Annotated in this window: 20 protein-coding genes; 16 read left to right on the top strand and 4 right to left on the bottom strand. The window is 64.4% G+C overall.

Annotation, left to right across the window (positions count from 1 at the left end):
• Nucleotides 1-43 precede the first annotated feature (43 nt).
• The 5 genes from trpE (at nt 44) to trpC (ending at nt 4,403) form a co-directional block, all read left to right on the top strand.
• Nucleotides 44-1,543, top strand: coding sequence for an anthranilate synthase component I (trpE, locus tag M2375_RS15125; RefSeq protein ID WP_259168654.1), 1,500 nt, complete (start codon nt 44-46; stop codon nt 1,541-1,543).
• Nucleotides 1,540-1,869, top strand: coding sequence for a chorismate mutase (locus M2375_RS15120; protein ID WP_259168653.1), 330 nt, complete (start codon nt 1,540-1,542; stop codon nt 1,867-1,869). Before trpE ends, M2375_RS15120 begins: the two co-directional genes overlap by 4 nt.
• Before the next feature lie 2 nt (nt 1,870-1,871).
• Entirely contained in the window at nt 1,872-2,444 is a 573-nt protein-coding gene (locus M2375_RS15115) for an aminodeoxychorismate/anthranilate synthase component II (protein WP_259168650.1), read from the top strand.
• Nucleotides 2,445-2,540: 96 nt separating this feature from the next.
• The gene (gene trpD, locus M2375_RS15110; RefSeq protein WP_259168648.1) at nt 2,541-3,572 is read left to right on the top strand and encodes an anthranilate phosphoribosyltransferase; all 1,032 of its coding nucleotides are present in this window, start codon (nt 2,541-2,543) and stop codon (nt 3,570-3,572) included.
• Nucleotides 3,573-3,602: 30 nt separating this feature from the next.
• Complete coding sequence (gene trpC / locus M2375_RS15105) at nt 3,603-4,403, top strand: indole-3-glycerol phosphate synthase TrpC (protein WP_259168647.1); 801 nt, start codon at nt 3,603-3,605, stop codon at nt 4,401-4,403.
• Nucleotides 4,404-4,439: 36 nt separating this feature from the next.
• Here trpC and M2375_RS15100 read toward each other — a convergent pair whose 3' ends face one another.
• Entirely contained in the window at nt 4,440-4,832 is a 393-nt protein-coding gene (locus M2375_RS15100; protein WP_259168645.1) for a DUF5329 domain-containing protein, read from the bottom strand.
• A 179-nt stretch (nt 4,833-5,011) separates the two neighbouring features.
• Between M2375_RS15100 and M2375_RS15095 the strand changes: the two genes are divergently transcribed.
• Both M2375_RS15095 and M2375_RS15090 read left to right on the top strand, forming a co-directional pair.
• Nucleotides 5,012-6,793, top strand: a complete 1,782-nt coding sequence (locus tag M2375_RS15095) for an enterochelin esterase domain-containing protein (protein WP_259168642.1) — start codon at nt 5,012-5,014, stop codon at nt 6,791-6,793.
• A gap of 42 nt (nt 6,794-6,835) precedes the next feature.
• Nucleotides 6,836-7,528, top strand: a complete 693-nt coding sequence (locus M2375_RS15090; RefSeq protein WP_259168640.1) for a uracil-DNA glycosylase — start codon at nt 6,836-6,838, stop codon at nt 7,526-7,528.
• A 10-nt stretch (nt 7,529-7,538) separates the two neighbouring features.
• On the opposite strand, the gene M2375_RS15085 is transcribed toward M2375_RS15090, so the two are convergent.
• Entirely contained in the window at nt 7,539-8,468 is a 930-nt protein-coding gene (locus tag M2375_RS15085) for a LysR family transcriptional regulator (protein WP_259168636.1), read from the bottom strand.
• A gap of 321 nt (nt 8,469-8,789) precedes the next feature.
• Here M2375_RS15085 and M2375_RS15080 point away from each other — a divergent pair, with 321 nt between their 5' ends.
• Complete coding sequence (locus tag M2375_RS15080) at nt 8,790-9,725, top strand: tripartite tricarboxylate transporter substrate binding protein (RefSeq protein WP_259168757.1); 936 nt, start codon at nt 8,790-8,792, stop codon at nt 9,723-9,725.
• A 50-nt stretch (nt 9,726-9,775) separates the two neighbouring features.
• Complete coding sequence (locus tag M2375_RS15075; protein WP_259168634.1) at nt 9,776-11,377, top strand: gamma-glutamyltransferase family protein; 1,602 nt, start codon at nt 9,776-9,778, stop codon at nt 11,375-11,377.
• 100 nt (nt 11,378-11,477) lie between these two features.
• On the opposite strand, the gene M2375_RS15070 is transcribed toward M2375_RS15075, so the two are convergent.
• A complete protein-coding gene (locus tag M2375_RS15070; RefSeq protein WP_259168632.1) occupies nt 11,478-12,389 on the bottom strand; it encodes a DMT family transporter in 912 nt (303 codons plus the stop codon).
• Between the two features lie 510 nt (nt 12,390-12,899).
• Between M2375_RS15070 and M2375_RS15065 the strand changes: the two genes are divergently transcribed.
• The 5 genes from M2375_RS15065 (at nt 12,900) to M2375_RS15045 (ending at nt 17,112) form a co-directional block, all read left to right on the top strand.
• Nucleotides 12,900-13,850, top strand: a complete 951-nt coding sequence (locus M2375_RS15065; RefSeq protein WP_259168627.1) for a siderophore ABC transporter substrate-binding protein — start codon at nt 12,900-12,902, stop codon at nt 13,848-13,850.
• Between the two features lie 37 nt (nt 13,851-13,887).
• A complete protein-coding gene (locus M2375_RS15060; RefSeq protein ID WP_259168625.1) occupies nt 13,888-14,919 on the top strand; it encodes an ABC transporter permease in 1,032 nt (343 codons plus the stop codon).
• A gap of 10 nt (nt 14,920-14,929) precedes the next feature.
• Nucleotides 14,930-15,922, top strand: coding sequence for an iron chelate uptake ABC transporter family permease subunit (locus M2375_RS15055; RefSeq protein WP_259168756.1), 993 nt, complete (start codon nt 14,930-14,932; stop codon nt 15,920-15,922).
• Nucleotides 15,923-15,937: 15 nt separating this feature from the next.
• Nucleotides 15,938-16,693 carry an ABC transporter ATP-binding protein gene (locus M2375_RS15050; RefSeq protein ID WP_259168622.1) on the top strand — a complete coding sequence of 252 codons (756 nt, stop codon included), beginning with the start codon at nt 15,938-15,940 and terminating at the stop codon, nt 16,691-16,693.
• Nucleotides 16,694-16,764: 71 nt separating this feature from the next.
• On the top strand, nt 16,765-17,112 hold the full coding sequence (locus M2375_RS15045; RefSeq protein ID WP_259168620.1) for an FHA domain-containing protein: 348 nt from the start codon (nt 16,765-16,767) through the stop codon (nt 17,110-17,112).
• A gap of 13 nt (nt 17,113-17,125) precedes the next feature.
• Here the strand turns inward: M2375_RS15045 and queA are convergent, their stop codons facing one another.
• Nucleotides 17,126-18,271, bottom strand: a complete 1,146-nt coding sequence (gene queA / locus M2375_RS15040; RefSeq protein ID WP_259168617.1) for a tRNA preQ1(34) S-adenosylmethionine ribosyltransferase-isomerase QueA — start codon at nt 18,269-18,271, stop codon at nt 17,126-17,128.
• 158 nt (nt 18,272-18,429) lie between these two features.
• Between queA and M2375_RS15035 the strand changes: the two genes are divergently transcribed.
• Both M2375_RS15035 and recG read left to right on the top strand, forming a co-directional pair.
• Complete coding sequence (locus M2375_RS15035; protein ID WP_259168615.1) at nt 18,430-19,986, top strand: glycine betaine ABC transporter substrate-binding protein; 1,557 nt, start codon at nt 18,430-18,432, stop codon at nt 19,984-19,986.
• 86 nt (nt 19,987-20,072) lie between these two features.
• The gene (gene recG, locus M2375_RS15030) at nt 20,073-22,295 is read left to right on the top strand and encodes an ATP-dependent DNA helicase RecG (RefSeq protein WP_259168613.1); all 2,223 of its coding nucleotides are present in this window, start codon (nt 20,073-20,075) and stop codon (nt 22,293-22,295) included.
• The last annotated feature ends 368 nt before the right edge of the window (nt 22,296-22,663 follow it).

Genomic DNA, 22,663 nt, shown 5'->3' with positions numbered 1-22,663 from the left:
GCACACATCCAGCGTGCGCTGCTCAAGCTGGGGATGGTTCTTCGTGATCACCGAACTCGAATTCAAAAGTCTGGCCAACCAAGGCTACAACCGCATTCCTCTCGTTGCAGAAGCGTTTGCGGATCTGGAAACCCCTCTCTCCCTGTACCTCAAGCTCTGCCACACGCATGACGATGGCAAGCACAGCTTTTTGCTCGAATCCGTCGTGGGTGGCGAGCGCTTTGGCCGTTACAGCTTTATCGGCCTGCCCGCCCGCAGCCTGCTGCGCGCCAGCGGCTTTGGCGCCGATGCCCGTACCGAGGTCGTCACCGATGGAGTCGTGGTTGAAACCCATGCGGGCAACCCGCTGGATTTCATTGCCGACTACCAAAAACGCTTCAAGGTCGCGCTGTCGCCCGGCTTGCCCCGCTTTTGCGGCGGTCTGGCGGGTTACTTTGGTTATGACGCGGTGCGCTATATCGAGAAAAAGCTGGAGAACAGCTGCCCGCCCGACAGCCTGGGCACGCCCGATATCCTGCTGCTGCAGTGCGAAGAGGTCGCCGTTATCGACAACCTCTCGGGCAAGCTCTACCTGATCGTCTACGCCAACCCGGGCGAGGCCGAGGCCTATTCCAAGGCCAAAAAGCGGGTGCGCCAGCTCAAGGAGCAGCTGCGCTACTCGGTCAGCGTGCCGCAAATCAAGGCAGGCGAGAGCTACCCCTCCGAGCGCAGCTTTGCCAAGGCCGATTACCTCAAGGCGGTGCTGGAGGCCAAGGAGATGATTGCGGCTGGCGACTTCATGCAGGTGCAGGTGGGCCAGCGCATCCAAAAGCGCTATACCGAAAACCCGCTGTCGCTGTACCGCGCGCTGCGCTCGCTCAACCCCAGCCCCTATATGTATTACTACCACTTTGGAGATTTCCAGGTGGTGGGCGCCAGCCCCGAGATTCTGGTGCGCCAGGAACAGGTGGAAGAAGGGCAGAAGATCACCATCCGCCCGCTGGCCGGCACCCGGCCAAGGGGTGCGACGCCGGAGCTGGACAAGGCCACCGAGCTGGAGCTGATGAACGATCCCAAGGAGCGCGCCGAGCATGTGATGCTGATCGACCTGGCGCGCAACGACATTGGCCGCATTGCCAAGACCGGCTCGGTCAAGGTGACCGAGGCCTTTGCGGTGGAGCGCTACAGCCATGTGATGCACATCGTCAGCAATGTCGAGGGCATTTTGAAAGACGGCATGACCAGCATGGACGTGCTCAAGGCCACCTTCCCGGCTGGCACCCTGTCGGGCGCGCCCAAGGTGCATGCGATGGAGGTGATCGACCAGCTCGAACCGGTCAAGCGCGGCATCTATGGCGGCGCTTGTGGTTACCTGAGCTTTGCCGGCGACATGGACTTGGCCATTGCCATCCGCACCGGCGTGATCAAGGACGGCATGCTTTATGTGCAGGCTGCTGCCGGCGTGGTGGCCGACTCGGTGCCCGAGCTGGAATGGAAAGAGACCGAACACAAGGCGCGCGCGCTGTTGCGTGCGGCAGAACTCGTTGAAGAAGGACTGGAATGACCCGCGCTATCGACAAAGTACAAGACTGCAACACCATGGCCGATGTGCGCCGCAATGTGAACGCGCTCGACGACATTCTGGTGCCCTTGCTGGTGGAGCGCGGCGGTTACATGACCCAGGCCGCCAAGGTCAAGAACAACCCCGAGCTGGTGCGCGATGAAGAGCGCATTGAAACCATCGTCAGCCGCGTGCGCGAACGCGCTGCGCTCGAAGGCGGCCAGCCCGATGTGATCGAGGCCATCTACCGCGCGATGATGGAGGCCTACATCGCCTACGAACACCGCGAGCTGGCCCGCCTGCAGGCGGGCGGCACACCCCGGGAGTGACGATGAAAAAACTGTTGATGGTCGATAACTACGACAGCTTTACCTACAACATCGTGCAGTACTTCGGCGAGTTGGGGGTCGAGGTCGTGGTGGTGCGCAATGACGAAACCTCGCTGGAGGCCATCGCCGCCCACCAGCCCGATTGGCTGGTGATCTCGCCGGGACCCTGCTCGCCGGCCGAAGCTGGTATTTCCATCGAGGCGATCCAGCACTTTGCCGGCAAGCTGCCGATTTTGGGCGTCTGCCTGGGCCACCAGGCCATTGGCGCAGCCTTTGGCGGCAAGGTGGTGCGCGCGGTGCAGCAAATGCATGGCAAGACCAGCGTGATCACGACCACGCAAGCGGGGGTGTTTGCCGCATTGCCCGCGCAGTTCACCGTCAACCGCTACCACTCGCTGGTGATCGAGCGCAGCAGCTGCCCCGATTGCCTGGAGGTGACCGCCACCAGTGAAGATGGCGAAATCCAGGGCGTGCGCCACAAGAGCCTGCCCATCCAGGGTGTGCAGTTCCACCCCGAGAGCATCCTCACCGAGCATGGCCACGCCATGCTGAAGAACTTTCTGGAGCAGCGCTGATGAGGGCGCTGCAGCCGTTGCCGATGGTCATCGCAGCTGGCTGCTTGCTCCCTCTCAGCCCCGACACCTGACCCCCCAGATACAGCGAGAACCTCCATGTCGATTACTCCCCAAGAAGCGCTGCAGCGCACCATCGAGCACCGCGAGATCTTCCACGACGAGATGCTGCACCTGATGCGCATGATCATGCAAGGCGAGCTGTCCCCGGTGATGACGGCCTCCATCCTGACGGGCCTGCGCGTCAAGAAAGAAACGATTGGCGAGATCAGCGCCGCCGCCCAGGTGATGCGCGAGTTCTCCAACAAGGTCCATGTGGCCGAGCGCCAGCACCTGGTCGACATCGTCGGCACTGGCGGTGATGGCGCCAACACCTTCAATATCTCCACCTGCTCGGTGTTTGTGATTGCTGCCGCAGGTGGCAAGGTCAGCAAGCATGGTGGACGCAGTGTCTCCAGCAAGTCGGGCAGTGCCGATGTGATGGAAGCGCTGGGCGTCAATATCCAGCTGAACCCCGAGCAGATTGCCCAGAGCATTGCCCAGGTGGGTATCGGCTTTATGTTTGCGCCCAACCACCATCCGGCGATGAAGAACGTGGCTCCGGTCCGCAAGGAGCTGGGTGTGCGCACCATCTTCAATATCCTGGGCCCGCTCACCAATCCGGCCGGTGCCCCCAATATTTTGATGGGCGTGTTCCACGAAGATCTGGTCGGTATCCAGGTGCGGGCCCTGCAGCGCCTGGGCGCTGAGCATGCGCTGGTGGTCTATGGCCGCGATGGCCTGGACGAAATCAGCCTGGGTGCCAGCACCCTGGTGGGCGAGCTCAAGGACGGCGTGGTTCGCGAATACGAGATCCATCCGGAAGACTTTGGTATACAGATGGTTGGCACCCGCGCGTTCCGCGTGGACAATGCCGAGCAGTCCAAGGCCATGCTGATGGGCATTCTGCAAGGCGAGCAAGGCCCTGCGCGCGATATCGTCTGCCTCAACGCCGGTGCGGCACTGTATGCGGCCAATGTGGCCAGCTCGATTGAAGACGGCCTGCAGCGCGCCCGCGCCGCGATTGACAGCGGTGCAGCTCTGCAAAAGCTGCAGGACCTGGTCGTGCTGACGCGCCAGCTGGCCGCCTGAGCGGGCGGCCCCCCAAACAAGGAAAAAAATATGTCCGATATTCTCAAAACCATTTGCGAAGCCAAAGCCATTGAAGTGGCCGACGCCAAAAAGCGCTACCCCTTCGAGGCCATGCGCCGCGATGCCGAAAGCCGTGTGCTGACCCGTGACTTTGTGGGCGCGCTGCGCAGCAAGATCGACCAAGGCCAGGCGGCGGTGATTGCCGAGGTGAAAAAGGCCAGCCCCAGCCAAGGGGTGATCCGTGCCGACTTTGACCCGGCCGACATCGCCCAGAGCTATATGGTCGGCAATGGCAAGGTCAGCGCCGCCTGCCTGTCGGTGCTGACGGACCGCCAGTTTTTCCAGGGCGAGCCTGATTTTCTGAAGCAAGCCCGGGCCAGCACCTTGCTGCCCGTGCTGCGCAAGGATTTCATGATCGATCCCTACCAGATCTATGAATCGCGTGCGATGGGCGCCGACTGCGTGCTGCTGATTGCCGCCTGCCTGGACGATGCCCAGATGGCCGAGATGGAGCAGATTGCCCGCAGCCTCGACATGGCGGTGCTGGTGGAAGTGCATGACGGCGCTGAGCTGGAGCGCGGCTTGAAGCTCAAGACGCCGCTGATTGGCATCAACAACCGCAACCTGCGCACGTTTGAAGTCAGCATCCAGACCACCTTGGATCTGCAAAAGCAGGTGCCCGCCGACCGCCTGCTGGTGACCGAGTCGGGCATTGCCAGCCCTGAAGATGTCAAGACCCTGCGCGATGCCGGTATCCACGCCTTCCTGGTGGGCGAGGCCTTTATGCGCGCCGATGAGCCGGGTGACGCGCTGGCCAAGCTGTTCGCCTAAGCGCCTAAGCCCCAACCCGGTAGCGGTGCAAGGCCGCTACTGCGCTGCGCGTGTTTTGGCCAGCGCTGCCTCAAACCATTGCTGGCTGCGCAGCTCGGGCTGGCCGGGGCAGCGCACTAGGTAGGGCTTGCTGGAGACGCTGCTTTGGCTGGCAGCGCGCGCGATAAAGTCCTCGGTCGTAGGCACCAAGGCCTTTTTTTGCAGATAGCTGTACTTGCGCTGCAAATGCTCAGTCGCCTGGCTGGCGTTGTACCACTGGCCATTGCGAGAGAACTCACAGCCCGATTGCTGCAAGGCCTTGAACAGCGATTGAATCTCCCGCTCCGTGGTGGTGGTCGCGTTGCTGCTGGTTTGTGCACTTGCTGCCAGGCTGAACAGCAAACAGGCCGTGGCCAGGGCCTGGGTCCATGGGTTTCGTTGGTAGGGCATAGCGCATCCTGTGGTGTGGTGGGTCGGCCAGCGGTTGCGGCGCTGTGCTAGTATCAATTGCGAATAATTCCCATTCCTTAAGTTGTGGTGGTGGGAATTTTTTCCGCTTCTTCCGATTGATCTTGGGCTAGCGTTCCCTGCCAAGCAGGGGCCGCCGGCCTGTTTGCCGTTGTCTTTCCATGAGTATCCATGATCGCATTGCAGCTCGGGCGCCCAGCGCCTTTGTTTTACCCTTGTCGCCTCGTCTGCTGGGGCTCGCTGCCAGTGCAGCGCTGGGGCTGATGGTGTTGGGCGGATGCGCTAGCGCGCCTGATCGGGCACAGCCTGTCCAGTCCCTGGGTGTGGGGCAAACGGTGCAAGGCCTGCTCGCCGCTGGGGCGCAGCAGCGCTGGCAACTCGATGCCCAGCAAGTGCCCGCCGGCAGCGTGGTGCGCGGTGAGGTCGATGGCAGCGGTGTGCAGCTGGATGTGCAAGATGCCGCAGGCCGCCATGTGCGGCGCCTGCTGCGCAGCGATGGGGTGGGGGAAGGCTTTAGCTGGCAGGCCCAGGCGGGCCAGCAATTGGTGCTGCATTGGAATGCCCAGCCGGCCATCGCCTACAGCCGCAGTGGCGCAGAGGCAGCCCCGCTCCCGGCACAGGCCAGGCCCGGCCATTACCGCATCGAGATTCAACGGGCCTGGGCGCCCCGCGCCGACCAGACGGTGGCCTTGCCCAACAAGCCGGTGCAAAGCCCGCGCCTGCAAGCCTTGGTACGCCAGCTGGCAGGCGGTGGCGATACCGCCGCCTTCTGGCACGAGATGGCCGCCAGCGGCACACCCCTGGTGGAGCCCTGGAGCGACAAAGAGCGGCTGGTGACTTTTTTGTGGCGTGGCGCGCAGCACAGCGTGCGCCTGTTTGGCAGCCCCTCGGGCAACCATGAATCGCTGCAGCGACTGGGTGAGACGGACGTCTGGTGGAGCAGCTTTGTGATGCCCAGCGATGCCCGGCTCAGCTACGGGCTGGCACCCGATGTGCCCAATACCGAAGGCACCGCGATGGAGCAGCGCCGCAGCATTTTGGCCACCTTGCAGCGCGACCCTTTGAACCCGCGCAGCTGGGCGGCTTCTGACGATGGGGGTGTTGCAGCAGATAAGTACCAGGGTCGCTCGGTGCTGCAACTGCCCGATGCGCCGGCGCAGCCCTGGTCGCAGCCGGCCAACGCGCCCTTGCCGGGTGACCTGCAGCGCCACTGGCTGCCATCGCCCGCGTTGGGCAATGGCCGCGATATCTGGATCTACCGCCCGGCCGGCTGGGCCCAGGCCGCCCAGGACCAACGCGCTTTGCTGGTGCTGTTCGATGCCCATGCCTATTTGCGCCAGGTGCCCACGCCGCAGATCGTCGAGCGCCTGCAGGCGCAGGGCCTGATTCCGAACACGGCGGTGGTGCTGGTGGCCAATGCCAGCAGCGAGCTGCGCAATACCGAGCTGCCGCCCAACCCGGTATTTGCCGATTTCATGGGCCTGCAGCTGATGCCCTGGCTGGCCGCGCAAGGGCTGGACGTGCCTGCTGCGCGCACGGTGATTGCCGGCTCCAGCTACGGCGGGCTGGCATCGAGCTATATGGCCCTGCGCCACCCGGAGCGTTTTGGCAATGTGCTGAGCCTGTCGGGATCGTACTGGTGGGCCCCTGCCGATGAGGCACCCAATGCCATGGCGCGCTGGTGGGCAGAGTCCCCTCGCAAATCCGTGAATTTCTACCTGGATGCTGGTCTGTATGAGAGCGCAAGGGGCGGGCAGGCGGGCATTCTGGAGACCAGCCGCGCGCTGGGCGATGTGCTGCGGGCAAAAGGCTACCGGGTGACCCAGCTGGAGCACAGCACGGGCCACGACTATGTGCATTGGCAAGGCTCGATCGCCTGCGGCCTGGTGGCACTGCTCAATCCGGCAGCACTGCCCACGCAAGCAGCATGCAAAGGGCGATAGCCGATGACCGGCGGGCGCCCGCGCAGCGTGCACAATGCGGGCATGCAACTGACATCTGAAGCGCTTCATGACCACCAGGTGGCTGCCGGCTGGCAAGCCACCGTCGACCAATTCTTCGAAAGCCCCAAGGGCCAGCAGCTGTCGCAGTACCTGCAGCAGCGCCTGGATGCCGGGGCGGTGGTCTTCCCACCCGAGCCCCTGCGCGCCTTGCGCCTGACCCCGCCTGAGAGCGTGCGCGTGGTCATCCTTGGGCAAGACCCCTACCATGGGCGCGGCCAGGCTGAGGGCCTGGCTTTTTCCGTCGCCTCGGGCGTGCGCTTGCCGCCGTCGCTGCAAAACATCTTTAAGGAGATGCAGCGTGATTTGGGCGTGCCGTTCCCGCCTTTCCCCGATCCGGGTGGCAGCCTCGTCAAATGGGCCACCCATGGCGTGCTGCTGCTCAACACCTGTTTGACGGTGGAAGAGGGCCAGGCCGCCAGCCACAGTGGCAAGGGCTGGGAGCTGCTCACCGATGCCCTCATCCGCCAGGTGGCCCAGAGTGACAAACCGGTGGTCTTCATGCTTTGGGGCAACCATGCGCAAAGCAAGCGCGCGCTGATTCCGCAGGACCGGGGCCACCTGGTGCTGACCAGCAACCACCCATCGCCCTTGTCGGCCTTGCGCCCGCCGGTGCCCTTTATCGGCAATGGGCATTTCAGCCAGGCGCAGGCGTTTCGCAAGCAGTTGGGCCTGTAGCCAGCGCTTTTTAGCGCGGGCTTGGCACCGCCTGCAGCTGCTGCACCAGCAGCCCCAAAAAGGCCTGGGCAGCGGCGGGCAGCTGCCGTCCCGCCAGGGTTTGCACCTCGATGTCACGCAGGTCCAGCCCGGCATCGCTCAAAGGGCGGGCGACCAGGCTGCCCGCTGCCAGCATATGGCGCACCCCCACTTCGCTGGAGACGGTGACCCCGCCGCCGTGCAGCGCAAAATTGAGCAAGGTCTTGGCGTGGTTGGTGGTCAGCACCGGATCCAGCTGCAGGCCCTGGCGGCTGCAGGCCAGGTCGATCATCTGGCGGATCGCCGTCTCGGCCGGTGGCAAGGCCAGCGGGTGGCGGGCCAAATCGGCCAAGGTGAGCGATGCCTGGCCGGCCAGCACATGGCCGGGCGGCAGCACCGCCAGCACCGGCGCGCTTTGGCGGTGCACCACGGCAATGTTCTTGAGCGGCGAGATGCTGAAACGCAGGCCAATATCGGCCTCACCGGCCAGCAGCTTGGCGGAGACCTGCAAGGTCGGCACCATGCTCACCTCAAACCGCAGGCCCGGGTGCAGGCGCGCAAAGGCCACGCAGGCCTGGGGCAGCAGTTCATTGGCAAAGGCATCCGAGGTGGCGATACGCACCAGGCCGGCGCGCAGGCTGTCGAGCGCATGGATGGCATCGATCGCCTGCTCGGCATCCAGGCTGATGCGGCGCGCCAGCTCGGCCAGAATCTGCCCGGCTGCTGTGGGCTGCATGCCCCGCGCATGGCGCTCAAACAGCGCCGTGCCCAGCTGGGCCTCCAGCCCGCTGATCTGGCGGCTGACGGCCGAGCTGGCCACATGCAGGCGCAAGGATGCAGCGCTGACCGAGCCGCACTGCACCACCTCATGGAAGTAGCGCAGGGCGGTGTCCTGCAGATGCGCGGGCTGGCGGTTGGGCATGGAAGTATTGCTGAAATGGATAGGCCAAGCATAAACCCATTGCCGGATCGGCAAAGCTACCTTGCCAAATCGGTGGTGGTGCCTGCTGTCACAGGCTTTTAATATGCAAAGCTTCACGCAGGCGCCTTTGCCCCCGCGCGCATGGCATACCCGCTGTGGGCGCATAAGAACCGGTTGTTCTGGCCCGCGCCACAAGCGCAGAGTGCTTCGCAGATGTTTTGCAACTCGCTCACCACCATGCCAACTAACGCTTCTCTTCTTTCTTGCCTGCCTGCCCGCCGGCCGCTGCTCGCCGGCCTGGCCGCTGGCGTGGCCCTGGCCATGCTGCCCCAGTTTGCCGCTGCGCAAAGCAGCTCATGGCCTGATCGCGCGATCCGCGTCATCGTGCCGTTTCCGCCCAGTGGTGCCACCGATCTGGTCGCCCGCGTGGTGGCGCAAAAGGTGTCGCAGGAGCTGGGCCAGGCGCTGGTGATTGACAACCGCCCCGGCGCGGGCGGCACCATTGGCACGGCCGAGGCGGCCAAGGCCAGCGCCGATGGCTACACCCTGCTGTTCACCACCAGCAGCACCCATGCGATCTCGCCGCACCTGATGCCCAAGCTGGCCTACCGCGCGGACAAGGACTTCACGCCGATTGCCCATGTGGCCGATGCCGCCAGCGTGCTGCTGGTCACCAACTCGCTGCCCGTCAAGACCGTGCAGGAGCTGATCAGCTATGCCAAGGCCAACCCCGGCAAGCTGAACTACGCCACCAGCGGCAATGGCACCATCGTGCACCTGAACACGGCGGCCTTTGCAGCCCAGGCCGGCATCACCTTGACCCATGTGCCCTACAAGGGCACGGCCCAGTCCATCAGCGATCTGGCCACCGGCCAGGTGCATATGCTGTTTGACTCCATCCCCACCGGCATGCCCCATGTGGCCAGCGGCCGCCTGCGTGCGCTGGCCGTCACCAGCGCCGAGCGCACCCAGCTCGCGCCCCAGCTGCCCACGGTGGCCGAATCGGGTCTGCCCGGCTACGCGTCGGTGACCTGGTTTGGTGTGTATGCACCCGCGGGCTTGAAGCCGGAGCTGACCGCCAAGGTCAATGCCGCCTTCAACAAGGCCATGCAAAACCCAGACGTCATCGCCAGCCTGGCCAAGCTGGGCGCTGAAGTGGCCAAGCCCGGCACGCCAGCGCAGTTTGCTGATCTGGTGAAGGCCGACAGCGCACGCTGGGCCAAGGTCATCAAAGACAACCACATCACCTTGGACTAAGTTCCGCACCGCCATCCCTGACACCCCGATTGCATTCAGAAAGACAAGACATGACCACCGTGAAAGACTGGGCCCAGCCCTATGCCTCGCAGCGCTCGCCCATCCTGGGCCGCAATGTGGTGAGCACCTCGCAACCGCTGGCCGCGCAGGCAGGCCTGCGCATGCTGCAAGCGGGCGGCAATGCGGTGGATGCGGCACTGGCCGCCGCGATGACCTTGACAGTGGTGGAGCCCACGGGTTGCGGCATTGGCAGTGATGCTTTCGCGATTGTCTGGGACGGGCAGGAGCTCCATGGCTTGAACGCCTCGGGCCGTGCACCTGCAGGCTGGACGCCGGAATACTTTGAGAAGCTGGGCGGCATCCCCGAAAAGGGCTGGAATGCGGTCACCGTGCCCGGCGTGGTCTCCGGCTGGGTGGAGTTGTCCAAGCGCTTTGGCAAGCTGCCCTTTGCGCAGGTGGCGCAACCGGCAATCGACTATGCGCGCCACGGTTTTGCGGTGTCGCCGACGATTGCCAAGCTCTGGGCGCTGGGCCTCGCCAAGCTGGGCGACCAGCCCGGCTTCAAGGAATGCTTTGCGCCGGACGGCCAGGCACCGCAGGCGGGCAGCTGGTTCACAAGCGAGGCGCATGCCTGCACCCTGGAAGAGATTGCCGAGACCCTGGGTGAATCGTATTACCGGGGCGCGCTGGCGCAAAAAATGGCAGCGCACAGCCAGGCCAACGGCGGCGTGATGACGGTCGAGGACCTGGCCGCCCACCGCTGCGACTGGGTGGGTACGGTGGCCCAGCCCTTTGGCGACTCGGTGGTGCATGAGATTCCGCCCAATGGCCAGGGCATTGCCGCGCTGATCGCGCTGGGCCTGCTCGATGCCATCGGTATTGGCGACCAGCCGCTGGACAGCACCGAGACCGTGCACCTGCAGATCGAGGCGATGAAGCTGGCGCTGGCCGACCTGGCCCAGTACAACGCCGATATCGACCATATGCGCGTCAAGCCCCAGCAGGATCTGCTGAACCCCGCCTACCTGGCCGAACGCGCCAAGCTGATTGACCGCAGCAAGGCCAGCGTTGCCAGCTATGGCGCGCCCAAGCCGGGTGGCACGGTCTACCTGACGGCCTGCGATGAGAGCGGCATGATGGTGTCCTTCATCCAGTCCAACTACATGGGTTTTGGCTCAGGCGTGGTGGTGCCGGGCACCGGCATCAGCCTGCAAAACCGGGGGGCTGGCTTCACCACCGAGGCGGGCCATGCCAACCAGGTGGCACCGGGCAAGCGCCCCTCGCACACCATCATCCCCGCCTTTGCGATGCATGCCGATGGCACGCCGCAGATGGCCTTTGGCGTGATGGGCGGCCCGATGCAAAGCCAGGGCCATGTGCAGATGGCCGTGCGCGTGCTGCGCTATGGCCAAAACCCGCAGGCCGCCGCAGACGCGCCGCGCTGGCGCGTGACCGGTGGCAACCAGGTCTCCGTCGAACTGGGCTTTGATCCGCAGGTGATTGCCGCACTGCGTGCGCTGGGCCATGAAGTGAGCATCGAAGAAGGCCATGGCGTGTTTGCCTTTGGCGGTGCGCAGCTGATTCTGCGCGAGGGCGGGCACTATGTGGCTGGCTCCGATCCGCGCAAGGATGGCCAGGCGGTCGCCTACTGACGCACCGATAAAGCAAACACACCCAGGGCGCCACCGGACTGGTTTCGGTGGCGCTTTTTTTATCGATGCAGGCTATGCAGGCAGCCTTCAGGCGTCGGGATCAGCGCGATTCGCGCACCGACAGCCAGGCGCTGAGCGCACCGCCCAGCGCAATGGCCACCATGCCCAGCACCGCCCAGTGGTCGGGGATATGGCCGTAGAGCAGCCAGCCGGCGAACACGGCAAAGGGGATCTGGCTGTAGAGAAACGGCGATATGGTGGCCGGTTTGGCATGCTCATAGGCCTTGAGCAGCATCAGGTGGCCAATGGTGCTGCCCACGCCCATGGCCAGCGCCGCCAGCCACAGCGCGGCGCTGCTGGGCAGCTGCCAGAACCAGGGCAGGCTGGCGGTGGTCAGCACCAGGGCCAGCAGGCTGGTGTAGATCTGGGTGGTGACGGGCCGCTCTCTGCCCGCCATCTGGCTGCTGACGATCTGGTAGGCCGTGTTGGCTGCCAGCTGCAGCAGTGGCCAGATGAGCGCGCCGCCGCTGAAATTGGCACTGCCCGGACGGATGATGACCACGGTGCCCAAAAAGCCCATGGCCACCAGCACCCAGCGCAGGGGGCTGACGGGTTGCTTGAGCCAGAGGGCGGCCACCAGGGTCATGGCCAGCGGCGTCATCGCCACCACCGCCGTGAACTCGGCCAGTGGCAGGTAGCGCAGGCTCATCATCGCGCAGGCATTGCTGCTGCAAAAAAGGGCGGCACGCGCCACCTGAAAGCGCGGGTGGCGGGTGTGGAACACCGCACTGCCGTACTGGTACACGCCCCAGCCTACGGTGAACACCGATTGCAGCATGTAGCGCAGCCACAGCGCCATCAACAACGGCAGCAGCGCGCCGGCGTATTTGGAGCCGGTATCGAGCAGGCAAAAGCAGGCACAGGCCAGCACTGTCAGCACGATGCCGGTGAGGGCCGAGCCTTGGCCGGGGCGGCGGGGTGGGGGTGTGCTGGTGCCAGTGGTTTCGGGCACGCTGGCAGCGCTGTCCGCTGCAAAAGCGGGAGGGGAGGTCAGGCCTCTGGCAGGCAGCGCGGAGGCTTGGGAGGGTGCTGTCGGGGAAGTCACGCGGGCAAGGGCACCATGCGGCGGCCGGTCTCCTGCGGAGTCGATGGGCTGGCGGGGTGTGGCTCCATTGTAGAAAGCTGCCCACCGCTGGGGCGCCTTGCGTGGCGTGGTAGCTGCAGTTCTGGCCCGGCACTGTCCGTTCAGCGACAGTGCTGCGATGGTTTGCGCCTGCTCAGGGTTTGTACCCGCCGACAACCGAGGGGGACATAACAGCGTGTTACCATTCAAATGAGAACGATTCGCAAGTGTGTCAAGTAATGTAAAGCCTCCGGGCGCTGCAGGCTGGGCATCCGCCAAGCGATGTTTCCATTCCACCAACCGCTGGGGCCAAGGCTGCGGGCGCAAGATGAACGTAGCCATACGCTCTTGGGCCAGGCGCATGCAGGGGCTGCCGGCATTCTGACCCAAGGATGTTCCATGTCGCGCTTTGCTACCTCCACCGTCAACCGCCGCCAGTCGCTGCTGCAGCTGGGTGCTTTGGTGACCCTGCCCTGGGCGGCAGGCGCCGCATCGGCGCAGCAGACCTTGGCGGTGCAGCAAGCGGGCGGCACGGTGCAGGTGCCGGTCAAGCCCAAGACCATTCTGGTGTTTGACCTGGCCGCGCTCGACTGCCTGCGCGCGCTGGGCGCCGAGGTCAAGGGCGTGCCCGAGGTGGTGAAGTTCCCGCCGGTGCTGGAGCAGTACGCCAGCAAGGACTATGTCCGCATCGGCAGCCTGTTCGAGCCCAACTACGAGGTGGTCAAGGGCCTCAAGCCCGATGTGATCGTCGCCGGTGGCCGCTCGGCCGCCAAGGTGGCCGAGCTGTCCAAGATTGCACCGACCCTGGACCTGACGGTGGACAACACCCAGCCGGTGGCCAGCGCCTTTAAGCATTTGAAGATTCTGGGCGAGATGGTGGGCAACCAGGCCCAGGCCCAAACGCTGATGGCTGCGATGCAGGCCGATATCGACAAGCTCAAGGGCCTGACGGCCAACAAGGGCACCGGCCTGATGGTGATGACCAATGGCGGCAAGTTGAGCGCCTATGGCCCGGGCTCGCGTTTTGGCATGCTGCACGATGTGTACGGCATTCCCGCCGCCAACAAGGACATCAAGGTGGCCGGCCACGGCCAGGCGATCTCCTTCGAGTTCATCCTCAAGACCAACCCGGACTGGCTGTTTGTGCTGGACCGCGATGCCGCCATTGGCCGCGAAGGCGCATCGGCCGCCAAGCTGCTGGACAACCCGCTGGTCAATGCCACCAAGGCGGCCAAGAAAAAGCAGATCGTGTATCTGAACTCGGCCAACTGGTACCTGCTGGGCAATGCCAGCCCCGGCTCGCTGCATGACGATGTGACGCAGCTGATCAACGCTTTCTCCAAGGCCTGATTGGCGTGCTGAGCCAGCCCCTGTTGCGAGCCACAGCATGATGTCCACGATCGAAAAAGCGCCAGGCGGCGGGCGCGGCCTTGCGCTGCGGCCGCTGGCTTTTGCGCTGCCGGCCATTGCCTTGCTGGCGCTGCTGGCTTTTATCAGCCTGCTGGTGGGGGTGAGCGATGTGTCGGTCAGCACCTTGCTGCGCCTGTTCTCCCACAACGACGATGACATGGCCACCCAGGTGCTGGTGGCCAGCCGCGTACCGCGCACCTTGGCGCTGCTGCTGGCGGGCAGCGCCATGGCGGTGGCCGGCCTGCTGATGCAGATGCTGGCGCGCAACCACTATGTGGAGCCCACGACCATGGGCACGGCCGAATCGGCGGGCATGGGCATGCTGATCGGCATTCTGTGGTGGCCCGATATGCCGGTTTTTGCCAAGATGGGCCTGGCGGCAGTGTTTGCACTGGCGGGCACGGCCTTGTTTTTGGCCGTGCTCACCCGCATACGGCTGCGCTCGGCGCTGATCGTGCCCCTGGTCGGCCTGGTGCTGTCGGGCGTGATCGAATCGGCCACCACCTTTATCGCCTACCGTTTTGACCTGATGCAGGCGGCGCGCTCCTGGATGACGGCCGATTTCTCGGCCATCGTGCAAGGCCGCTATGAAATGCTCTGGCTGTCGCTGGGCATCACGGTGCTGGCCATGCTGGCCGCCGATCGCTTTACCGTCGCCGGCATGGGGCAGGAATTTGCCACCAACCTGGGCCTGAACTACAAGCGCCTGGTGGCCCAGGGCGTGGTGGTGGTGGCCGTTGTCACCGCTTCGGTGATCGTGACGGTGGGCATCATTCCCTTTGTTGGCCTGATCGTTCCCAATCTGGTGCGCCTGGTGGTGGGGGACAACGTGCGCAAGTCTGTGCTCTGGGTCGCCTGGGCAGGGGCCTTGATGGCCTTGTGCTGCGACCTGATCGGCCGCCTGGTGATTGCGCCCTATGAGGTGCCGATTGGCACGGTGATGGGTGTGCTGGGCAGTGCCATGTTCCTGGCCCTGCTGCTGTCGCGCCGCAAGCGCATGGGAGGCTGAGATGAACACGATGTCTCCTGCGCCTGCCGTGGCAGAGCCCGTACCCGCGTCTTGGCTGGGAACGCCTGCGCGCCGGCTGTGGCTGCTCGTGGCCCTGGCGCTGCTGGCCAGCCTCTACTTTATGACCAGCCAGGTGCAGGCCGAATGGAGCTTTGTGCTGCCGCTGCGGGGCAAAAAGCTGGCAACCATGTGGACGGTGGCCTTTGCCATCGGCGTCTCCACGGTGCTGTTCCAGACGGTGACCAACAACCGCATCCTCACCCCTGCGGTGATGGGCTTTGACGCGCTGTTCCAACTGATCCAGTCGGTGCTGGCCTTTAGCTTGGGCGCGGCGGCGATGCAGATTCCCGAGTTGTCGCGCTTTGGCATGAATGTGGGGCTGATGGTGCTGCTGTCCACCAGCCTGTTTGTCTGGCTGTTCCGGGGCCAGGCCAGCAACCTGCATCTGCTGCTGCTGGTGGGCATTGTGGCGGGCATCTTTTTTCGCAGCCTCAACAACTTTGTCTGGCGCGTGATGGACCCCAATGAGTTCACCGTGCTGCAAGACCGCTTGTTTGCGAACTTCAACACCGTCTCGCTGCCCTTGCTGCTGCTGTCCCTGCCGGTGATCGCTTTGGTAGGCCTCTGGGTCTGGCGCCAGCGCCATATGCTCGATGTGCTGGCGCTGGGGCGCGATGTGGCCGTGAACCTGGGGGTCAACTACCAGCGCGCGGTGATGGGCGTGCTGGTGGTGGTGGCGATTCTGGTGTCGGTGTCGACCGCGCTGGTCGGGCCGGTGACCTTTTTTGGGCTGCTGGTGAGCAATATGGCCTACCAGCTGATGCACAGCCACCAGCACCGCTACACCCTGGCCGGCTCGGTGCTGCTGGGCGGCCTGCTGTTGGTGGGCGGGCAGATGGTGCTGGAGCGGCTGTTTGGCTTCAACACCTCGCTGTCCATCGTGGTGGAGTTTCTGGGCGGACTGACCTTCATCTATCTCTTAGTGCGCAAGGCCAAGGGCTGAGCGCGGTGACATGCCATGATTGAAACCGAAAAACTGCGCAAAACCCATGGCACCACGACGGTGCTGCACGATGTGAGTTTGCGCATTCCCCAGGGCCAGCTGACGGCCATCATCGGGCCCAATGGCGCGGGCAAATCCACAGCGCTGTCCTTGATCAGCCGGCTGATGCCCATGACCTCGGGCACGGTGCGCATCGAGGGCCAGGACATCACCACCACCGCCAGCGATGCGCTGGCCCGCGTGATGGCCATCTTGCGCCAGGACAACCAAAGTGCGCTGCGCCTGACGGTGCGCGACCTGGTGGCCTTTGGCCGCTTTCCGCATTCCAAGGGCCGGCTGACGGAGGAGGACCGGGTGCAGGTCGATGCCGCGCTGAGCTACCTCAAGCTGCAACCGCTGGGCGAGCGCTTTCTCGATGAGCTATCGGGTGGCCAGCGCCAGCGCGCCTATATCGCCATGGTGCTGTGCCAGAACACGCGCTATATCTTGTTTGATGAGCCGCTCAACAACCTGGACATGGCCCATGCCGTGGGCATGATGAAGCTGCTGCGCCAGGCAGTGCAAGAGGCCGGCAAGACCGTGGTGGTGGTGCTGCACGACATCAACTTTGCCGCCAGCTATGCCGACCACATCATCGCGATGAAGGCCGGTGCGCTGTACTGCGAAGGGCCGCCCGAAGTGGTGGTGCGCGATGAGGTGCTGAGCGACCTGTATGAAATCCCCGTGCAGGTGCATGAGATAGGCGGCAGGCGCTTCTGTGACTATTTCTGATTTCGCCTTTGTTTGGTAGATGGGCGGCGGGCGCAAGCCCCACCGCACAGGCAACCCTAGGAGCCACCGCCATGGCGAAAGATATTCTGGTCAAGGATAAAAAGCGACTGAGCCTGCAGACCTGGGCTTTGGAAGAGGGCTTTTCGACCTTTGGCCGTGACCCGGCCAGCCGCTTGGTGCTGGACGACCCCAGCGTGAGCCGCAGCCATGGCGCCTTTTTCTTGCGCGAGCGTGCAGGCGTGCTGACTTTAGAAGACCACGGCAGCACGAATGGCACGCTGGTCAATGGCGTGCCGATCAAGCGCAAGATTCTGTACGCTGGCGATGTCGTGCAGATCGGCGATTTTCAGCTCTATATCTTGCAGGGATCGGCCGCGCAGGGGCGGCCGGGGCCCGAGGCCGGCAGGGGCAGGGCCTGAGCCGGCCTAGCCTTTAGCAAGCCGAAGGCGACTGCTCGGTGCTGGTATCGGCAGCGGCGGGCTCTGTCTTGCGCTGCAGCAGCATCGAGTCGCCATAGCTGAAGAAGCGGTACTGCTGCGCAATCGCGTGTTGGTACAGGCCCATGATGTGCTCGTAACCGGCAAAGGCGCTGACCAGCATCATCAGGCTGCTCTTGGGCAGGTGGAAGTTGGTGACCAGCATGTCCACCACGCGGTACGGAAAGCCCGGCGTGATAAAGATCGTGGTGTCGTCCGAGAGCTGGCCGGTGCGGGCCCAGGATTCGAGCGTACGCACGGTGGTGGTACCCACGGCCACCACGCGGCCACCGCGCAGGCGGCAACGCTCCAGCGCTGCCAGGGTGGGCAGCGGGATGTTGTACCACTCGCTGTGCATCTGGTGGTCTTTGAGGTTCTCGGTCTTGACCGGCTGGAAGGTGCCCGCGCCCACATGCAAGGTCACGCTGGCGCGCTCCACGCCCTTGGCCTCCAGGGCCGCCAGCACCTTGTCGTCAAAGTGCAAGGCAGCGGTCGGGGCCGCTACGGCGCCCGGGTTCTTGGCAAACACGGTCTGGTAGCGTTGCTCGTCCTCGGCCTGGTTGGGGTCCTGGCCGGACTGCTGCTCGCGCTCTATATAAGGGGGCAGGGGGATGTGGCCGTGCTGCTGCATCAGCTCCCAGGGTGATTCGCCGTTGGGGCCGCTCAGGCGCAGGCGGAACAGCGCGCCCATCTCGTTGGGCCAGCGACCCAGCAAGGTGGCGTCAAAACCACCGGCCTTCTTGCCGCCCATCATGTGCAGCACGCCGCCCACGGCCGGCTTCTTGCTGACCTTCATGTGCGCGACGACTTCGTTGTCCTGCAGCACGCGCTCGATCAGCAGCTCGATCTTGCCGCCGCTGGACTTTTCGCCAAAGATGCGCGCCTTGATCACCTGGGTGTCGTTGAAGACGAGCAGGTCGCCGGCTTGCAGCAGATCGGGCAGCTCGTGGAAGCGGCGGTCCACCAGGGTGGATTCACGCGCATCCAGCAAGCGGGAGCCACTGCGCTCGGCAGCCGGGTGTTGGGCAATCAGGGCTTCGGGCAGTTCGAAATCGAAATCGCTCAGTTGAAAAGTGCGGCGGGCACCGGAGAAGGCAGTCATTCTTGGCTCATGCAGGCGGAACACACCTGCAGCTCACAGGGATCAAAACAAGGGGGCGATTGTGCCACTGCGGCAGAGGCGCAGCAGGCCACGCGGGCTTGGGCCCGATGGTGGCGGTCTCCTACTTGCTTGGACAGTGAGGTTGCTATAGTGGCCCGATGCAACGACTTCGCAATTGCTTGAGCGTATGGCTGGTCTGGGTTCTGGGCGTTCTGGTGGCGCCCGCTGCCGGGGCGGCGCAGGAAGAAACCTTGCGCGTGGGCTCCAAGCGCTTTACCGAATCCTATGTGCTGGCCGAGATCATGGCCCAGCAGGCCCAGGCCGCCGGCGTGAAGACGCAGCTGCGCCAGGGCCTGGGCAATACCGCCATCGTCTACGAGGCGCTGCGCTCCGGCCAGATCGATGTCTATGCCGAATACAGCGGCACCATTGCGCTGGAAATTGCCAAGCATGCCCAAGGCAGCGATGTGGCCGCGCTGAACCAGGCGCTGGCACCGCAGGGCCTGGCGGTGGGCGTGCCGCTGGGTTTTAACGATGGCTATGCGCTGGCCATGCGCCGCGCGCAGGCCCAGGAGCTGGGCATCCGCAGCTTGAGCGACCTGGCGCGCCACCCCACATTGCGCTTTGGCCTGTCCAACGAATTCATTGGCCGGGGTGATGGCTGGCCCGGCCTGGCGAAGCGCTACGCCTTGCAGGCCAGGCCGCAGGGGCTGGACCATGGCTTGGCCTATGAAGCCATCACGCAAAAGCACATCGATGTGATGGACATCTACACCACCGATGCCAAGATCGACCATCTCGGCCTGCTGGTGCTGGAAGACGACCAGGCTTACTTCCCGCGCTATGACGCGCTGCTGCTCTACCGCCAGGACCTGCCCACGCAAAAGCCCGCTGCCTGGGCGGCCCTGCAAAAGCTGCAAGGGCGGATCAGCGAAGCGGCGATGATTGGCATGAATGCGCAGGCCGAGCTGCAAGGCCAGGGCTTTGCCGAGATTGCCCAGCAGTTTCTGGCAGGCCAAACACCCCAGGCTGCCAGCGGGACGGCTGCAGGCCCGCAAGCCGCTGACCAGACCCGTTTTGCCGCACGGCTGTGGTCACGTCTGGTGGCGCCTGATCTGTGGCGGCTGACGGCGCAGCACCTGGGCCTGGTGCTGGTGTCGGTGGGCGTGGCGGCCCTGATCGCGCTGCCTGCCGGCATCCTGCTCTTCCCCCATCCACGTTCACGGGCGCTGGCGCTGGGCGCGGCGGGGGTGCTGCAGACCATTCCATCGCTGGCCTTGCTGGCGGTGCTGATTGCCTGGTTCGGCGTGATCGGGCGGCTGCCCGCCCTGGTGGCGCTGACGGCTTATTCCATCTTGCCGATTCTGAGCAATACCTGTGCGGGTCTGGCCGAGGTATCGCCGGGCTTGCGCAGTGCGGGATCGGCCCTGGGCATGACGCGGCCGCAGCGCATGCGCTGGGTGGAGCTGCCCATTGCGATGCCCACGGTGATTGCCGGCATCCGCACGGCCTGCGCGATTGGGATCGGCACGGCCACGATTGCGGCCTTTATTGGTGCCGGTGGCCTGGGCGAGCGCATTGTGACGGGCCTGGCGCTCAATGACAGCGCGCTGATGCTGGCCGGGGCCTTGCCCGCAGCGGTGCTGGCCCTGCTGTCGGAGCTGGTGTTTGAGCTCTGGGAGCGTTACCTGCGCCGCCGGCGCGTACGGCGCTGACAGGGTGGTGGCCTGTACAGGTACTGTCTTTTTAACCAGTCACGCGGTAAAGCGTGCCAGAATGCTGCATTGCTGAAACTGCTTCCATGTCCGCTGCCACGCCTGCTTCTTCCGCTGATGACGCCGCGCCCCCCAAGGGGCGCAAGCCTGGCCGGCCGCGCAAAGTAGCCGGGCCAGCAGCTGCCACGGCGCCTGCGGCCAGTCCCGCCAAGGCAGCGGCCAAGAACCCCGCCCAGCAAGCGCTGGTCAAACTGGGGCTGACGCGCGACATCGACCTGGCCCTGCACCTGCCGCTGCGCTACGAGGATGAGACCCGCATCATTGCGCTGCGCAATGCCCGCGATGGCGAGACGGCGCAGATCGAGGCCACGGTCGTGTCATCGGATGTGCAACTGCGGCCGCGCCGGCAGCTGGTGGTGCGGGTGGAAGATGCCAACGGCGACCCCTGTGAGCTGCGGTTTTTCAGCTTTTACCCCTCGCACCAAAAGACCTTGTCGGTGGGCAATACCTTGCGCATACGCGGTGAGGTCAAAGGCGGCTTTTGGGGGCGCCAAATGCTGCATCCGGCGTTTCGCCTGGCCGGCGGCGAGCTGCCGCAGTCGCTCACCCCCGTCTACCCCACCACCGCAGGCCTGCCCCAGCCTTATTTGCGCCGTGCGGTGATCAGCGGCGTGCAGCGCGCTGACTTGGGTGAGACATTGCCGCCCGGTGTGGACCTGCCCTACGCCCGCTACCAGGGCGAGGGCGGCCTGGGCCGGGCCTATACGCTGCGCGAGGCCTTGCAGTTTTTGCACCACCCCACGCCCGATGTGGCGATGGCGACCTTGGAAGACCACAGCCACCCGGCCTGGCAGCGCCTCAAAGCCGAGGAGCTGCTGGCCCAGCAGCTGTCACAGCTGACGGCCAAGCGCGCGCGCGACAGCCTGCGCGCACCGGCCCTGGTGGCGCAGCGCATGCCCGATGGGGGTCTGAATCTGCATGAGCAGTTTCTGGCAGCCCTGCCTTTTGCGCTGACCGGGGCACAGCGCCGGGTCTGCGAGGAAATTGCGCGAGACTTGGCGCGCCACGTTCCCATGCACCGCTTGCTGCAAGGCGATGTGGGCTCGGGCAAGACCATTGTGGCGGCACTGTCGGCGGTGATTGCCATCGATGCGGGCTGGCAATGCGCGCTGATGGCACCCACCGAAATCCTGGCTGAGCAGCATTTTGCCAAGTTGGTGGGCTGGCTGGAGCCGCTGCTGGCGCCCCGTGGCCTCAAGGTGGCCTGGCTGGCCGGTGCGCAAAAGAAGAAACAGCGCACGGAGATGCTGGCGCTGGTCGAGAGCGGCGAGGCCGCGCTGGTCGTCGGCACCCATGCCGTCATTCAGGACCAGGTGCAGTTCAAGAAGCTGGGGCTGGCCGTCATCGATGAGCAGCACCGCTTTGGCGTGGCCCAGCGCCTGGCACTGCGGCAAAAGCTGCTGTCCACCGGCATGGAGCCGCATATGCTGATGATGAGCGCCACGCCCATCCCGCGCACCTTGGCGATGAGCTATTACGCCGACCTGGATGTCTCCACCATCGACGAGCTGCCCCCGGGCCGCACGCCCGTCGTCACCAAGCTGATCAGCGACAGCCGGCGCGATGAAGTGGTCTCGCGCATCGCCGACCAGCTTGCCCAGGGCCGCCAGGTTTACTGGGTCTGCCCCTTGATTGAGGAGAGCGAGGCGCTGGACTTGTCCAACGCTACCGCCACCCATACCGATCTGAGCGAGGCGCTGCCCGGCGTCATGGTCGGCCTGCTGCATTCGCGCATGCCGACGGCCGAGAAAAAAGCGGTGATGGCCTTGTTCACCGAGGGCTTGATGGGCGTGTTGGTGTCCACCACGGTGATCGAAGTGGGTGTGGATGTACCCAATGCCAGCCTGATGGTGATTGAGCATGCCGAGCGCTTTGGCCTGAGCCAGCTGCACCAGCTGCGCGGCCGGGTGGGGCGCGGTGCGGCCGCATCCGCCTGCGTGCTGCTGTATGCGGTGGGCGACAACGGCAAGCTGGGCGAGACGGCCAAGGAGCGCTTGCGGGCGATGGCGGAAACCTCGGATGGTTTCGAGATTGCCCGGCGTGATCTGGAAATCCGGGGGCCGGGCGAGTTTCTGGGCGCCCGCCAGTCCGGCGCGCCCTTGCTGCGCTTTGCCGATTTGGAAGCCGACAAACATCTGCTGGAGTGGGCGCGTGCGCTGGCACCGCAGATGCTGGACCACTGGCCGGAACTGGCCGCCAGCCATGTTTTGCGTTGGCTGGGCGGCAAGGCGGAATACCTCAAGGCTTGAAAACTCGTACATAGCTACCCGTTGGCTGGCGTGGCAGCATTGCAAACAAGATTTAAAAGTTGCAAAAAGACGACGAAATCCTGGAAAATGTCGATTGATTCGTGCTATGGATGCTGTACAAAATGATGAACCTGTTGTTCAAATAGAGGATATAAAACGCATTTTGTAACTAGATTTAGGCGCTGTTGGGGCCGAGAGGCGTAAAAATATGTCTTATTTAACAGGGAGGTAGCGACGGGGTGGACCACAGGGTAGTGTGGCATTGTGTAAATGGACGCATCCATATTTACCTAGGTGGCCGGTGAGCAAGTGCTTGCATTTGGCGGATAATAGATTAATGCTATTTTTGTAGTCGATCTTTGGCACCC

The sequence above is a fragment of the Comamonas sp. BIGb0152 genome (genome assembly GCF_024809975.1).
GTDB lineage: Bacteria > Pseudomonadota > Gammaproteobacteria > Burkholderiales > Burkholderiaceae_C > Comamonas.
This window is presented reverse-complemented; position numbering and strand designations above follow the sequence as displayed.

Coding starts and splice junctions, on each gene's coding strand:
- recG (WP_259168613.1), top strand. CDS start 20,073: ATGTCCGCTGCCACGCCTGCTTCTTCCGCTGATGACGCCGCGCCCCCC.
- M2375_RS15115 (WP_259168650.1), top strand. CDS start 1,872: ATGAAAAAACTGTTGATGGTCGATAACTACGACAGCTTTACCTACAAC.
- M2375_RS15100 (WP_259168645.1), bottom strand. CDS start 4,832: ATGCCCTACCAACGAAACCCATGGACCCAGGCCCTGGCCACGGCCTGT.
- M2375_RS15065 (WP_259168627.1), top strand. CDS start 12,900: ATGTCGCGCTTTGCTACCTCCACCGTCAACCGCCGCCAGTCGCTGCTG.
- trpD (WP_259168648.1), top strand. CDS start 2,541: ATGTCGATTACTCCCCAAGAAGCGCTGCAGCGCACCATCGAGCACCGC.
- trpC (WP_259168647.1), top strand. CDS start 3,603: ATGTCCGATATTCTCAAAACCATTTGCGAAGCCAAAGCCATTGAAGTG.
- M2375_RS15035 (WP_259168615.1), top strand. CDS start 18,430: ATGCAACGACTTCGCAATTGCTTGAGCGTATGGCTGGTCTGGGTTCTG.
- M2375_RS15120 (WP_259168653.1), top strand. CDS start 1,540: ATGACCCGCGCTATCGACAAAGTACAAGACTGCAACACCATGGCCGAT.
- M2375_RS15085 (WP_259168636.1), bottom strand. CDS start 8,468: ATGCCCAACCGCCAGCCCGCGCATCTGCAGGACACCGCCCTGCGCTAC.
- M2375_RS15080 (WP_259168757.1), top strand. CDS start 8,790: ATGCTGCCCCAGTTTGCCGCTGCGCAAAGCAGCTCATGGCCTGATCGC.
- M2375_RS15050 (WP_259168622.1), top strand. CDS start 15,938: ATGATTGAAACCGAAAAACTGCGCAAAACCCATGGCACCACGACGGTG.
- M2375_RS15075 (WP_259168634.1), top strand. CDS start 9,776: ATGACCACCGTGAAAGACTGGGCCCAGCCCTATGCCTCGCAGCGCTCG.
- M2375_RS15090 (WP_259168640.1), top strand. CDS start 6,836: ATGCAACTGACATCTGAAGCGCTTCATGACCACCAGGTGGCTGCCGGC.
- M2375_RS15095 (WP_259168642.1), top strand. CDS start 5,012: ATGAGTATCCATGATCGCATTGCAGCTCGGGCGCCCAGCGCCTTTGTT.
- M2375_RS15055 (WP_259168756.1), top strand. CDS start 14,930: ATGTCTCCTGCGCCTGCCGTGGCAGAGCCCGTACCCGCGTCTTGGCTG.
- queA (WP_259168617.1), bottom strand. CDS start 18,271: ATGACTGCCTTCTCCGGTGCCCGCCGCACTTTTCAACTGAGCGATTTC.
- M2375_RS15045 (WP_259168620.1), top strand. CDS start 16,765: ATGGCGAAAGATATTCTGGTCAAGGATAAAAAGCGACTGAGCCTGCAG.
- M2375_RS15060 (WP_259168625.1), top strand. CDS start 13,888: ATGATGTCCACGATCGAAAAAGCGCCAGGCGGCGGGCGCGGCCTTGCG.